At 28.1% G+C, this 12,985-nt stretch carries 18 protein-coding genes; all 18 read left to right on the top strand.

Annotated elements, in window-relative coordinates; genetic code table 11:
- Positions 1 to 27: 27 nt before the first annotated feature.
- Positions 28 to 396: a hypothetical protein gene (locus tag ABFX13_RS12680; protein WP_346046596.1), complete on the top strand. Its 369-nt coding sequence runs from the start codon at positions 28 to 30 to the stop codon at positions 394 to 396.
- Positions 383 to 880, top strand: a complete 498-nt coding sequence (locus ABFX13_RS12675; protein ID WP_346046594.1) for a hypothetical protein — start codon at positions 383 to 385, stop codon at positions 878 to 880. Before ABFX13_RS12680 ends, ABFX13_RS12675 begins: the two co-directional genes overlap by 14 nt.
- An 85-nt stretch (positions 881 to 965) precedes the next feature.
- The gene (locus ABFX13_RS12670) at positions 966 to 1,109 is read left to right on the top strand and encodes a Sec23/Sec24 zinc finger-containing protein (RefSeq protein WP_346046592.1); all 144 of its coding nucleotides are present in this window, start codon (positions 966 to 968) and stop codon (positions 1,107 to 1,109) included.
- Positions 1,110 to 1,124: 15 nt separating this feature from the next.
- On the top strand, positions 1,125 to 1,481 hold the full coding sequence (locus ABFX13_RS12665; RefSeq protein ID WP_346046590.1) for a VRR-NUC domain-containing protein: 357 nt from the start codon (positions 1,125 to 1,127) through the stop codon (positions 1,479 to 1,481).
- A gap of 11 nt (positions 1,482 to 1,492) precedes the next feature.
- Positions 1,493 to 2,074, top strand: coding sequence for a hypothetical protein (locus tag ABFX13_RS12660; protein ID WP_346046588.1), 582 nt, complete (start codon positions 1,493 to 1,495; stop codon positions 2,072 to 2,074).
- Between the two features lie 313 nt (positions 2,075 to 2,387).
- A complete protein-coding gene (locus ABFX13_RS12655) occupies positions 2,388 to 2,696 on the top strand; it encodes an HNH endonuclease (RefSeq protein WP_346046586.1) in 309 nt (102 codons plus the stop codon).
- A gap of 172 nt (positions 2,697 to 2,868) precedes the next feature.
- A complete protein-coding gene (locus tag ABFX13_RS12650; RefSeq protein WP_346046584.1) occupies positions 2,869 to 3,360 on the top strand; it encodes a P27 family phage terminase small subunit in 492 nt (163 codons plus the stop codon).
- Positions 3,350 to 4,978: a terminase large subunit domain-containing protein gene (locus ABFX13_RS12645; protein ID WP_346046581.1), complete on the top strand. Its 1,629-nt coding sequence runs from the start codon at positions 3,350 to 3,352 to the stop codon at positions 4,976 to 4,978. Before ABFX13_RS12650 ends, ABFX13_RS12645 begins: the two co-directional genes overlap by 11 nt.
- Positions 4,978 to 6,159, top strand: a complete 1,182-nt coding sequence (locus ABFX13_RS12640) for a phage portal protein (protein WP_346046579.1) — start codon at positions 4,978 to 4,980, stop codon at positions 6,157 to 6,159. Before ABFX13_RS12645 ends, ABFX13_RS12640 begins: the two co-directional genes overlap by 1 nt.
- Positions 6,128 to 6,757: an HK97 family phage prohead protease gene (locus ABFX13_RS12635; protein WP_346046577.1), complete on the top strand. Its 630-nt coding sequence runs from the start codon at positions 6,128 to 6,130 to the stop codon at positions 6,755 to 6,757. The genes ABFX13_RS12640 and ABFX13_RS12635 overlap by 32 nt, the downstream gene beginning before the upstream one ends.
- A 21-nt stretch (positions 6,758 to 6,778) precedes the next feature.
- The gene (locus tag ABFX13_RS12630; protein ID WP_195923830.1) at positions 6,779 to 7,927 is read left to right on the top strand and encodes a phage major capsid protein; all 1,149 of its coding nucleotides are present in this window, start codon (positions 6,779 to 6,781) and stop codon (positions 7,925 to 7,927) included.
- Entirely contained in the window at positions 7,927 to 8,196 is a 270-nt protein-coding gene (locus ABFX13_RS12625) for a hypothetical protein (RefSeq protein ID WP_195923831.1), read from the top strand. Before ABFX13_RS12630 ends, ABFX13_RS12625 begins: the two co-directional genes overlap by 1 nt.
- A complete protein-coding gene (locus ABFX13_RS12620) occupies positions 8,189 to 8,551 on the top strand; it encodes a phage head closure protein (RefSeq protein ID WP_346046574.1) in 363 nt (120 codons plus the stop codon). Before ABFX13_RS12625 ends, ABFX13_RS12620 begins: the two co-directional genes overlap by 8 nt.
- Positions 8,552 to 8,992, top strand: a complete 441-nt coding sequence (locus tag ABFX13_RS12615) for an HK97-gp10 family putative phage morphogenesis protein (protein ID WP_346046572.1) — start codon at positions 8,552 to 8,554, stop codon at positions 8,990 to 8,992. It begins immediately after the preceding gene.
- 4 nt (positions 8,993 to 8,996) lie between these two features.
- Positions 8,997 to 9,350, top strand: coding sequence for a hypothetical protein (locus ABFX13_RS12610; RefSeq protein ID WP_346046570.1), 354 nt, complete (start codon positions 8,997 to 8,999; stop codon positions 9,348 to 9,350).
- Positions 9,351 to 9,381: 31 nt separating this feature from the next.
- Positions 9,382 to 9,993 carry a major tail protein gene (locus ABFX13_RS12605; RefSeq protein WP_346046568.1) on the top strand — a complete coding sequence of 204 codons (612 nt, stop codon included), beginning with the start codon at positions 9,382 to 9,384 and terminating at the stop codon, positions 9,991 to 9,993.
- A 181-nt stretch (positions 9,994 to 10,174) separates the two neighbouring features.
- Entirely contained in the window at positions 10,175 to 10,480 is a 306-nt protein-coding gene (gene gpG, locus ABFX13_RS12600) for a phage tail assembly chaperone G (protein ID WP_346046566.1), read from the top strand.
- Between the two features lie 559 nt (positions 10,481 to 11,039).
- Positions 11,040 to 12,985, top strand: a 1,946-nt coding sequence (locus ABFX13_RS12595; RefSeq protein WP_346046564.1) for a phage tail tape measure protein, incomplete at its 3' end; no start/stop codon positions are given.

Raw genomic sequence — 12,985 nt, 5'->3', positions numbered from 1 at the left:
TCATTTATTTAATGAAAGGGTGAGAATATGAGTAATATATTTAAAAAGATAAAGGAGCAACAAAATAAAAATAAAATTAAAAATAAAGAAGAAAATGAAAAAGTTTTTAAATGTATAAATATGCCAATACCAATACCACAACCAATTAGATTAATAAATACAGGAATTACTAATATGGAAAGTTATAGATACAGGGTTGTGACTAAAGATGATTTTATTAGATACATGGCAACTTGCAATAAAACTGAAAATGCATTTAAAACTGCAAAAGATAGATGGGACAGAATAAGAAAGGGATATAACTTTGTTATAGCTGTTGGAAATGAAGATTTGATGTTTTATAGTATAGATTCATTTAATAAGCTTATAGGAGGTTCTATAGATGATAAAGAATAAAATAAAAGTTAAATGTATACAAGGGTTTACAGTATGTAATGACAAACTAACAGAAGGATTCGAAGCATTAGCACAAGCATTTGAAGGGAATGAATATGAAGCTGAATTATATAGTAAAACAGATGAATATTTTGCTAGAGATCATGAAGGTAGAGAGTTTTTAGTAGGAGAGTTAAAAATAAATTCATTAGGTAAACCTGAGATAAAGCTAGGAAAAGAATTTGAATTGATTGAAGAAGAAGTGAGTATAAGTGATAAAAAAGAAAAGATATCTAATCTAATAGATATATTAGAAATTAAGTTAGATTACGATCGTTGTTACGAAAATGATATAGAAACAACTAAAACTAAAAAAGGATTGTTAGTTAAATTTGATTTATGTATGTTTAAAAATTTAAGTGTGTATATACCTGGTATGGTTTCAATTGATGGATATTTAATCAAAGATTATATAATAAAAAATTTAGAATCATTGATAATATAAAGAGTTTAAATAAAGAATAAAGAGTAAATTAAATGAAATATTACCCAGTAGGTATAAAATCCTTTTAGAAAAGGTTAGATTTGATATGAAAAAGATTTATATAGAATGCAGAGAATGTAATACATACTTTGAAATAGATGAAAAGAATCAAAAATATAGATGTCCTATGTGTAGTCATAAAGAAGATCTAGTTGTAATAAATGAAAAAAATAAAGAAAAGGACAAATAGATAATGTATAAATATATGAAAAGAAGTGAAGAAACGGAACAAATGACATTAATAGACTGGTGCAATATAAATGTTTGTAAGTATCCAGAATTAAAGTTAATATATCATATTCCAAATGGAGGTAAAAGAGGTAAATTAGAAGCTGCTAGATTAAAACGAGGCGGAGTTAAAAAGGGAGTTCCAGATTTATGTTTACCAGTTTCAAGAAAAAAGTATCATGGATTATATATAGAAATGAAGTTTGGAAATGGAAGGACAAGCAAAGAACAAAAAGAATGGATAGCAGATTTAACAAAACAAGGATATAGAGCAGTAGTTTGTAATGGATTTGAAGAAGCTAAGGAAGAGATATTAAAATATATAGCAGGTTAGGTGGAGAGATTATGAGTAGTGAAGCATATCAAATAAATTTAGAAAATAGAGCAAAGGAATTAGCTGAAGATGTAATAAAGAAAGCATTAAAAGAAATAGGTGGAGAAGATTTAATTAAGAGTATGGCAAAGAAGGTAGCTAAAGAAGCTGTATTTGAAATAGCTAATCAAGGTAAAGATAGAAGGTTTCATAATACAAAGATGCTAATGAAAAACTATAATGTTTTAAAAGAACATATGAAGGGAGATGGAGAGCAGATAAAAATTAAGTTTGAATCTCTAGACGAAGAAGATCCATACATGAAGGTTGAATTTATGTGGTTAGAGAGTATAGCTAGAAGTAAAGCAAGAACAGTTAAAATTTTAAAATACATAGAAGATAGCTTAGATTACTTAGAAACTAAATTTAGAATGAGAAAAGAATATGAGAAATATAAAGCGTTTGAATTATTTTTTATAAAAGAAAAGACAAATGAAGAAATACAAGAAGAATTAAATTGCAGTAAGAATATGCCGAAGAGGTGGAGTGATGTAGTAATAAAAGAGTTAAGTATATTACTATGGGGAATAGATGCATTACGAGCGTGGGAATAGCATGGGAAAAGTGAGGGTTTTAATAGGGATTTTAAAATGTTAATATGATAGTGTGGAAAAATTATAAATACATAAAGTTTTATAATCTCACTTAACTTTTTAGCTTAGCCAGGTGTTTGTCCCTGCACCTGGTAACATGCAAGTTGTAGTAATATATTGGTGCAACTCCGATAGCTTGCTAAGATGACTATATGAAAAAAAGAGGAATGAGATAGTAATAAGTAGGGTAATGCTTATTACTTATCTAAAAAAAGACTAGATTAGTTTCTAGTCTTTTTTATTTTTAAATTGATATTGGGAAGTGGTAAAACTTATGGGCCATATTAGATTTAAAAGATATATACAAGATGAAGAAGCTAATAAGTTTTACAAAACATATAAGTGGATTAAGAAAAGAAAAGAAGCATTACTAAGAGATAATAATGAATGTCAGGAATGTAAGAAGCATGGAAGATATCATAAAGCTGAATGTGTTCATCATATTAAGGAGCTTAAGAAGTATCCTGAACTTGCATTAGATATAAACAACCTTATTAGCTTGTGCAATAGATGCCATAACTTAATCCATGAAAAACACTTAGCTAGGGTTAAAACAAAATTTACAAATGAAGAAAGATGGTAAAAAATTTTATACCATAGCCCCCCTATTAAAAAAATCGACTCTAGGGTAAGCCGTATAGGTCGGAGTATACCCCGGACAAAAGAGAAAAAATCACTTTTCATGTGAGGGGGGTGGCAACCTTAAAAAATATAGGGTGCAACTAAATTTTTCATATTAAAATTGAGGTGGTGAAATGGCTAATGGGAAAAGTTTAGAAAAACACGAAAAAGCCTATATTGACTATATTTCAGGTATGAAGTATAAGGATATAGCTGAGAAGTATAATGTAAAAGTAAATACAATAAAATCATGGAAAAGAAGACATGGTTGGTCTAGAGAAAATGCACTAAAAAAGGTGTGCAAAGATGCAATGGTGCAAGACTTGGGAAATATTTTAGAAATTAAAGAAGATATGATAGACCAACTTAAAAGCAAGGGTACTGATACCAAAGATAATATCCATTTAGTAGAACAGTATATAAAACTTTGTGTGATTGTAGATAGTTTAAATAAGGATATAGAACAAAGAGGTGTAACCATTCAATGGAAGAATGGGGAGCAAGTAGGATTTAAAAAGAATGACAGTCTTAGTGAATTAGGAAAAATGCTAAAGACTATGCTTGAAATAAAAGTAAGAATTGGATTAATACCTACACCAAAAGTAGATGATGACGATGAAATTTAATAAACATATAGATAGATATATTGATTTAGTTGAAAGTGGATCTCTTATAGTTGGTGAAGATATAAAAAAACTTATAGTTTTAATTAAAGAAAAACTTTCTCAACCTAATGTTTTTATAGATTCAGAAAAAATTGATAAAGCAATAGAGAAGATAGAACAATATTTTCCATATAAGCTTTTAGACTGGGAAAAGTTTATTATAGGCTTAGTACATTGCTATTACGATGATGAAACTTTAGTATGGAATACTTTTTTATTAGTAATGGGTAGAGGTGCTGGTAAAAATGGATTTATTAGTGCTTTAAGTTGGTATTTAACAACCTCTTTTCATGGTAAAAGGGAATACAATGTGGATATAGTTGCTAATAGTGAAGACCAGGCTAAAACATCATTTGAAGATGTATATAATGTTATAGATGATAATAAAAAACTTCAAAAAGCATTTTATTATACAAAAGAAAAGATTGTATTTAAAAAAACTAAATCATATATAAAATATAATACATCAAATGCTAGAACTAAAGATGGTTTAAGACCAGCATGTATTATATTTGATGAAATACATGAATATGAAGATTATTCAAATATAAAGGTATTTAAATCGGCATTAGGTAAAAAAGAACATTCAAGAACATTTATGATAACCACAAATGGAAATGTAAGAGGTGGAGTATTAGATGATTACTTAGAAATAGCAGAAGCTATATTAAAAGGTGAAAATAAAACAATGAGGTTACTTCCTATTATTTATAGACTAGATGATGATAAGGAAGTAGATGATAAAGAAATGTGGAATAAAGCTAATCCATCATTTAAATTCTTTAAAGATTTAAGAATTGAGATGGAGCAAGAATATGAAGATATGAAATATCAACCTCAATTAGCAATTGAATTTATGACAAAACGTATGAATAGACCTGCTCAAGATAGTTTTACTGTTGTAGCAGAATGGGAAAAAATAGTTGCTACAAATCAAAAGATTCCTATTTTAGATGGATGTACTTGTATTGGTGGAGTAGACTATGCCAGTATAAGGGACTTTGTAGGATGTGGACTTTTATTTAAGTTTGGAGATAAAAGAGTATGGTTACATCATACATTTATATGTCATAAGGCATTAACTTTACCTGGTAGGAAAATAAAATTTGATATTGAGTTAGCAAAAAAAATGAATTTATGTACTATTTTAAAAGAAGATTCAGTTGATCCTAAATATATAGTAGATTGGTTTTTAGAAATGGCAACAAAATATAACATAAAAGATATCAAAACTGATAGCTATAGAAAATCATTATTAGCGAGTGCATTTAATGAAGCAGGGTTGCCTTTAAGTGATGTTCGTAATGGATACATAACTCATAACAAAATAGCTCCTTTATTAGAACAGTTATTTGCTAATGAAAATATAATTTTTGGTGATGATCCTATGATGCGATGGTATACAAATAATGTTTATGTAGATATGGATAAAAAAGGGAATAAAAGTTATAAAAAGATAGAGCCTAAGTTAAGAAAAACTGATGGCTTTTTTGCTTTTTTACATGCATTAAGTGAAGATGAAAATATCCCTCAAAGTGTTGTTAATGAACAAAGCTATTATGGATGCTATTCATATTAATGGAGGTGATTAAAATAGGAATAAGAAACTTTTTTAGCAATTTATTTAGTACAAAAATGAATGGTACTGGTACAAGTTCTTTACAAGCTGAAATATTTTATAAAGAATTTGCTATACAAACTTGTATATCCATAATTACAAATGCTTTGATTTTAGCAGAGTTTGAAACTTTTGAAAAAGGTAAAAAGCTTAAAAAAAATAACTACTATTTATTTAATATTGAGCCTAATATGAATCAAAATGCTACAGAGTTTTGGATGCAGGTTATTTCAAACTTAGTTTATGATAATGAATGTTTGATAATTCAACATGATGACCAGTTATTTGTAGCTGATTCATTTGAACATGAGGAATATGTGTTTTATGAAGATACATATAAAAACGTAGTTGTAAGAGGATATCAATTAAGTGATACATTTGAGGAATCGGATGTTATTTACTTAAAACTTAATGATGCCAATATAAAAACAGTTATAGATGGCTTATATAGTGATTACAGTAAACTTTTAGGAGTTTCTATATCTTCATATAAAAAATCAAATGGAAGAAAAGGGATATTACAAATAAACGGACAAGCTCCAATTCAAGGGATTGCAAAAGAAAACTTTGATAAATTAATGCAAGAAGATTTTAAAAATTACTTAGAATCTGAAAATGCAGTTTTACCTCTTAGTAATAGTTATAAGTTTGAAGAAAGTAAAAATGCAGGAACTATTAAGGATAGTAGGGATATAAGAGCTGTTATAGACGATATTATAGACTTTGTTGCATCGGCTTTTCATGTTCCAGCAGGAGTTATAAAGGGAGATATAGCAGGAGTTGAAGGACAAACTGATAACTTCCTAATGTTTTGTATAAATCCAATTGCAAAGCTTATTACAACTGAAATAAATAGAAAAATATATGGTAAATCTGATTTTATTGAAAGGACATATGTAAAAATGAACACTCAAAGAATTAGAGATGTAGATATATCAAAAATATCTAAAGCAGCCGATTTACTATTTAGAATAGGTGTTAACTCAATTGATGATAACTTAGAATTGATAGGAAAAGAGCCAATTAATACAGATTGGTCAAAAGAGCACTATGTAACTAAAAACTATCAATCTGTACTTAATCCTGATTTGAAAGGAGGTGAAAGACAAAATGGAAAAGAGAACAGTAAATCTACAATTTAGAAGTACTGATTTAGAAACAAGAAAAATAGAAGGTTATGCTGCTATATTTAGTGATGAATATACAAAACTAAAGGATAGATGGGGAGATTGCTTTTATGAAAAGATTTCACCAGGAGCATTTTTAAAAACATTAAATGATAAGACTAGAGATAAGTTTATGCTTATTAACCATGATTGGAATAAAGTTGTAGGGAGAACTAATTCAAACTTAGAACTTGAGGAAGATAATAAAGGTCTAAGATTTAGTTTAGAAGTTCCTAATACATCAGATGGTAATGACTTATTAGAAAATGTAAGGTTAGGATTAGTAAAAGGCTGTAGTTTTGGATTTAATATAGTAAATCAAAAGACTAGATGGGATGATGATTGGAATTTCTATCGAGATATTACAGAAGTTGATTTATTTGAAATAACAGCTACACCTATTCCAGCATATTCAGATACAGAAATAAGTTGTCGTTCTGAAGAATTATCAAATATTTCAATTAAAGAAATGAGAGAAAAAGAAAAAAACTTAGAAGGTCCAGAAAAACAAAATAAAATTAATGAAAATAGAAGTGCTGAAATTATTTCAGCATTTTTTAATGCATTTAAATAAGAAAGTGAGGAATTAATTAATATGGGAATGAAAAACTTAGATAAAACAGTAGATATGGGACAAATAAGAGCACAAGTAGATGAAGCTTTAAAAAAGAATAATTCAGAAGATATATCGGCAGCTTTAGTTAGAATGGCAGAAGGAATACAAGATAATATATTAAAAGAAGCACAAACACAAGCAAGAGCATTAATAAGAGCACAAGTTAATGATAGAAATGTATTAAATGAAAGAGGAATGAATGTTTTAACTACAGAAGAAAGAAATTATTATGAACAAGTAATAGAAAAAAGAGCTTTTACTAATCTAGATGTAGCTTTACCAAAGACTGTATTTGATAGAGTATTTGATGAATTAGAAAAAGAGCATCCACTTTTACATAGAATTGCGTTCCAAAATACAACAGCTGTTACTGAATGGGTAATAAGAAAGACAGATTGTGAATCAGCATGGTGGGGGAAATTAACAGATGCAATTAAAAAAGAGCTTTCAGAAGGTTTTGATAAGGTAAAAACAGATATGTATAAATTAACAGCATATATGCCAGTTTCAAAAGCTATGTTAGATTTGGGGCCTGAATGGTTAGATAGATATGTAAGAGCAGTATTAAGTGAATCTATATCAATGGCTTTAGAATATGCAATAGTCGCAGGAACTGGAAAAGACCAACCTATAGGAATGTTAAAAGATTTAAAAGGCTCTGTTGTTGAAGGAGTATACCCTGACAAGGCAGCAATAAAATTAAATGACTTTAAACCTACTACTTTAGGGAAAACTGTAATGGCTCCACTAACAAAAGGTGGGACAAGGGCAGTACCTTCTGTTTTAATTTTAGTTAACCCTCTAGATTATTGGGAAAAAGTGTTTGGAGCAACTACATTCTTAACAGCACAAGGTACTTATGCACATGGGGTTATGCCTATACCATCAGAAATTATACAATCTGTAGCAGTTCCAAAAGGAAAACTTATAGCAGGAATGGGAAAAGATTACTTTATGGGAATAGGATCAAGTCAAAAAATAGAGTATTCAGATGAATATAAGTTTTTAGATGATGAAAGAACTTATTTATCTAAACAATATGCTACAGGGAAGCCTACAGATAATGAATCATTCCTTGTATTTGACATAACAAAATTAAGTGCAGAAGTTCCAGCAGAGAGTAAATAATGTTAGATGAATTAAAACAAAATTTACAAATTACTTGGGATGATGAAGAAACAAATAAAAAACTTGAAAGAAGCTTAAGTTCAGGTAAAGAATATTTAAATTACATAGCAGGGGTTGAAATTGATTTTGATAACAGCCCCTTTGCTAAAAACTTATTATTAGAATATGGAAGATATTCTTATAATAATGCTGTAGAGTATTTTGAAACGAATTTTCAAAAAGAATTAACACATCTTCAAATAATGAGTGTGGTGAAAAAAGATGTATAATGATTTCAAAACTAAGCAAAAGGAATTATTAAAAACCTTTAAACATAAAATTGAAATAAAGACAATAAAAGATACCATTGTAAATGGTAGAAGGGTTAAAGAAACAGAAGAAAACTTTCATCCTTGCTATGCTAATGTGCTTGATTTGTATGGTAAGGAACTTTATAGTGCTTTGGAAGCTAAATTAGAGAATACAGCAATATTTGAAATAAGATATTGTGAAAAACTTGAAGCTTTAAGAAATAAAGAAGATTTTATTATAGTATGGCAAAACAAAAAATATAAAATTTATTATCCTGATTTCTTAGGATATAAAAAGAACTACATTCATTTGAAATGTAAAGAGGTTTTATAAATGAGTATTGAAATGGAATTTGAAGGTTTAGATGATCTTATAAAAACAGTTGAGTCTTTAGCTACTGAAACGGAAGTTGAAAGTATTAATAAAAAGATATTAAAAGAATGTGGGGAGTTAGCCTATGATACTGTTAAGCCATTAATCCATGAAAGTGAAGATAATAATAAGAGTGGTAGAAAAGGAAGTAGACCTAATGGTCATGCTCGAGATAATGTTCCAAAACCTAAATTAAGGAAGAAAGGTGGAAGAACTTATGTTGTTGTAGGATGGGAAAAATCTGATAACAGCCCTTATTATTATATGAAAATGGAAGAATGGGGCACAAGTCAAAGGCCTCCACATCATTCATTTGGTTTAGTTAATGAAATGTTAAAAAAGAAATATGATGATATAGCTAAAAAAGAATATGAAAAAAAAATTAAAAAGTTAGAGGGGTGATATAGTGGAAAATGAGGAATTTGATATTATAGCACTTGTTGCTCAAACTTTAGAGCCTACAAATGTTCCAGTATTTGAGGGGTGGTATGATGAAGAATTAAATAAAACTCATATAACTATACATGAATATTTAGATCAAGATGGTGATTATGAAGATGATGAAGCAAGTTGCATAGAACATTATATTCAAGTAGATATATGGAGCAAAGATAGTTTAGAAGCAGATAAATTAAAAAAACAAGTTAGAAAATTAATGATAGAAAATGACTTTATAAAAAATGCTGGTCAAAATTTTTATGAAAAAGAAACAAAAATTTATCGCAAAGCAATTAGATTTACTTATACAGAGTATTTGTAAATCTTTTTTATTTTAGAAAGGAGCTGAAATAATGACAGTAGAAAAAGCAGTAAAAACTCGTAGAATGGGATGTAAAGATATTTATGTAGCTTTAGTTACTGAAAATACAGCTACATCATATAAAACAGCTACACCTATAAAATTAGGTAGAGCCGTAGGAGCTAAAGTTACAATAAAAAATAATGTAGAAAAAACATATAGTGATGATACTGTTGAAGAAGTATTTGAAACTTTTGAAAGTGCTGAAATAGAAATAGAAAATAATAAATTATCTCCTGAACAAAAAGCATTATTAAGAGGTGCTACATATAAAAATGGTTTTTTAGTAAATAATACAAATGATAAAGCAGCAGAAATAGCTATAGGATGGAGAGCAAGACAAACAAATGGAAAGTATGAGTTTGTATGGTATTATTGTGGAAAGTTTAATCAAGGATTTAGTGAAGAATACGATACAAAAGGAGATAAAACAAAAACACAAACTTCTAAATTAAAAGGTACTTTCTATGGAAGGGAATTAGATGATAATTACAATACTGAAGTAGATGAAAGTTACTTAATGGATGAACATAATGATGCAAAAGAAGCTATAAAAGATTGGTTTTCTAAAGTTCAAGATCCAGTTACAACTCAAACGGTATAAATTGTATATAAATTTTTAAGTTAAAGAAAAAACTCTTTGTATAATCAAATATAAGAAGATATAAAATTATATTCGATGTATTAATCAATTATAAGGTACAACTCTTTAAAATGGCTTTGATTAGCTTATTTCAAAGAGTTGTATTTTTATTAAAAAATAATTAATTTAGAAGGTGAAATATATGAAAATAACAGTAAAAAAGAAAGAATATGATAGTGGTAAAATGCTATTAAGCAAATATAAAAAATATACCGAAGTAAGAGATAGACTTTCACAACAAGACGGATATACGTATAAAGATTTAGAAGATATGATGGATGTTTTAGTTTTTATATTTGATAATCAATTTACAATTGAAGATATAGAAGAAGATTTTGAAGTATCTGAAATAATTTATAATTTCATGAGAGCAGATATAGAAATAGCTGAAAAGCTTGATAAGAAAATAGAACAAACTAATCAACTTTTTATGAAGGACAAGAAATAGACTTTTGTAATATAACTATTTCTTGTCTAGATATAAATATATGTACTTGCTATAAATATAAAAAGACTATAGAACTATTTAAATTAATAGATTCAGGAAAAGATGAATTAAATAATATCTATAAGCTAATACATACTTTCTTTGATAATAAAGTAAAAATAAGAGATTTATATAACTTAGAGATATATGAAACTTTAAGTATATTTTATTTAATAAAAAAAGTTGTTTTAAATATCAATGATAAAATTGGAGATATTTTCTTTGAGAAAGTAGAACAACAAAAAAGTGCATTTGATGAATATGACAAAGAAAATGGATATGATGATATCGAAGAAGAAAAAAATGATATATATGATATATATTTAAATATCTTAAATAACTTATTTAAGATTTCAAAAAGAGTATTTGGTAATAGTTTAAAGCAAAGCTTAGAAATGGATCTTAATGAGTTGCTAGATTATTTTATGTATTACACTGAAAATTTAGATGAAGAAAATAACGATGAAGATTATGCAGATGCATAATCTTTTTATTTTTTGAGGAAAGGAGGAAAAATTAAATGGCTGCTAATGTAAAAATAAATGCTAATAGTACTGAGTTTAATAGGCAAATGGCTGAAATGGCTAGAGAATTAAACAAAGTAAAAAGTAGCTATAACTTAGCAAATACACAAGCGAAACTATTTGGAAGTACTACAGATGCTTTAAAAAGTAAGCAATCAGGACTTACAAGTAAAATTAATATACAAAATAGAATGATAGAAGCCCAATCTAAACACCTAAAAGACCTTAATAAAGATTTAGAAAAACAAAAAAGTGAAAGAGATAGATTAAATATAAAAATAGAAGAAACAAATAGAAAGTATAAAGAAAGTGTAAGTCAAACGGGTAAAAATAGTGAAGAATCAAAGAAATTAAAGCAAGAATTAGATAATTTAAAAAAAGAATATGAAAAAAATGATAAAGCTATAGATAGTAATATTAAAAAATTAGATAATGCAGAAGTTAAATTAAATAATAGCAAAAAATCATTAATGGAAAATAAAAAAGCATTAGAAGAAGTTAATAAACAGCTAGAAAAAAGTAAGCTTGATAAATTTAGTGAAGGACTTGAAAAGACTAGTCAAAAAGCTGAAAACATATCAAGTAAAATGAAACCAGCTAGTGCAGTTATAACTGGATTAGGAACTGCAGCAGCAGTAGCAAGTATGGGATTTGAAGATGGTATAGCAAAAGTAAGTACAATAGCAGATACCACTCAAGTACCTTTAAATAGTTTAAGAAAAAGTATATTAGATTTATCAGACCAAACAGGTATATCAAGTGAAGAAATAGCTAATAACGTGTATGATGCTATTTCAGCAGGTCAAAAAACTGGAGATGCAGTTAACTTTGTAAGTAATTCAACTAAACTTGCTAAAGCAGGATTTGCAGAAGCAGGACAAGCATTAGACATATTAACTACAATAATGAACTCGTATGGTTTAAAGGCTCAAGATGTTACGAAAGTAAGTGATACACTTATCCAAACTCAAAACTTAGGTAAAGTTACAGTTGGTCAGTTATCAGCTGATATGGGTAAGGTTATACCTACAGCTAAATCCTTAGGTGTAAATTTAAGTCAAGTAGCTAGTGGATATGCGATAATGACATCAAAAGGTATAAAATCGGCTGAAACAACAACATATATGAATAGTATGTTAAATGAACTTGGTAAAAGTGGTACAGCTGCAAATAAAGCATTGAAAAAAGCTAGTGGTAAGTCCTTTCCAGAACTTATAAAAAAAGGTAAGTCTTTGGGTGATATTTTAGCAATAATGGAAAAGGATGCTAAGAAAAGTGGTAAATCACTTTCAGATATGTTTGGTAGTGCTGAAGCAGGTAAAGCAGCACTTGTATTAAGTGCTAAATCAGGAAAAGAATTTAATGATATGCTTGGTAAAATGAAAGATAGTGCTGGATCTACTGAGAGTGCTTTTAACAAAGTTAATGCAGCAACAAATCAAGGACTAAAAAAAGCATTAAACTCTGCTAAAAATGCATTAATTGGGTTTGGAGATGTAATATCACCATTTATAGCTTTAGTTGCTAAAGGTATATCTTCTATAACTAAAGCTATAAGCGGAATGAGTAAATGGCAAAAAACATTAGTTGTAGGATTAGGAGCTGGATTTATTGCTACCAACTTAGCTATAGGTGCATTTGCAAAACTAACAAAAGGATTGAGTAATAATATAAAGTTTATGCAAAAATCAACTACAGCTATAAAAGATTATATAAAAGCTACACGAAATGGTGAGACTAAATTAGTTAAATTTGGAAAAGGTATATTAAATGCAACTAAAGCTGTAGGTAGGTTTGCAATTAGTATAGGTAAAACAGCTTTAAAAGGTGTGAAAGCTTTTGGAAAAGGAATATTGACAGTAACTAAAGCTGTAGGTAAATTTGCAATTAGTATAGGTAAAACAGCTTTAAAAGGTGTGAAAGCTTTTGGAAAAGGAATATT

The sequence above is a fragment of the Paraclostridium tenue genome, assembly GCF_039521565.1.
GTDB lineage: Bacteria > Bacillota > Clostridia > Peptostreptococcales > Peptostreptococcaceae > Paraclostridium > Paraclostridium tenue.
The sequence above is the reverse complement of the archived record's forward strand: the minus strand, read 5'-3'. Positions and strand labels throughout refer to the sequence as shown.

Bases quoted from the DNA above. Each gene is read 5' to 3' on its own strand.
- ABFX13_RS12620 (WP_346046574.1), top strand. From the start codon at position 8,189: ATGTATAATGATTTCAAAACTAAGCAAAAGGAATTATTAAAAACCTTT.
- ABFX13_RS12655 (WP_346046586.1), top strand. From the start codon at position 2,388: ATGGGCCATATTAGATTTAAAAGATATATACAAGATGAAGAAGCTAAT.
- ABFX13_RS12630 (WP_195923830.1), top strand. From the start codon at position 6,779: ATGGGAATGAAAAACTTAGATAAAACAGTAGATATGGGACAAATAAGA.
- ABFX13_RS12670 (WP_346046592.1), top strand. From the start codon at position 966: ATGAAAAAGATTTATATAGAATGCAGAGAATGTAATACATACTTTGAA.
- ABFX13_RS12665 (WP_346046590.1), top strand. From the start codon at position 1,125: ATGAAAAGAAGTGAAGAAACGGAACAAATGACATTAATAGACTGGTGC.
- ABFX13_RS12615 (WP_346046572.1), top strand. From the start codon at position 8,552: ATGAGTATTGAAATGGAATTTGAAGGTTTAGATGATCTTATAAAAACA.
- ABFX13_RS12660 (WP_346046588.1), top strand. From the start codon at position 1,493: ATGAGTAGTGAAGCATATCAAATAAATTTAGAAAATAGAGCAAAGGAA.
- gpG (WP_346046566.1), top strand. From the start codon at position 10,175: ATGAAAATAACAGTAAAAAAGAAAGAATATGATAGTGGTAAAATGCTA.
- ABFX13_RS12635 (WP_346046577.1), top strand. From the start codon at position 6,128: ATGGAAAAGAGAACAGTAAATCTACAATTTAGAAGTACTGATTTAGAA.
- ABFX13_RS12625 (WP_195923831.1), top strand. From the start codon at position 7,927: ATGTTAGATGAATTAAAACAAAATTTACAAATTACTTGGGATGATGAA.
- ABFX13_RS12605 (WP_346046568.1), top strand. From the start codon at position 9,382: ATGACAGTAGAAAAAGCAGTAAAAACTCGTAGAATGGGATGTAAAGAT.
- ABFX13_RS12675 (WP_346046594.1), top strand. From the start codon at position 383: ATGATAAAGAATAAAATAAAAGTTAAATGTATACAAGGGTTTACAGTA.
- ABFX13_RS12645 (WP_346046581.1), top strand. From the start codon at position 3,350: ATGAAATTTAATAAACATATAGATAGATATATTGATTTAGTTGAAAGT.
- ABFX13_RS12650 (WP_346046584.1), top strand. From the start codon at position 2,869: ATGGCTAATGGGAAAAGTTTAGAAAAACACGAAAAAGCCTATATTGAC.
- ABFX13_RS12680 (WP_346046596.1), top strand. From the start codon at position 28: ATGAGTAATATATTTAAAAAGATAAAGGAGCAACAAAATAAAAATAAA.
- ABFX13_RS12640 (WP_346046579.1), top strand. From the start codon at position 4,978: ATGGAGGTGATTAAAATAGGAATAAGAAACTTTTTTAGCAATTTATTT.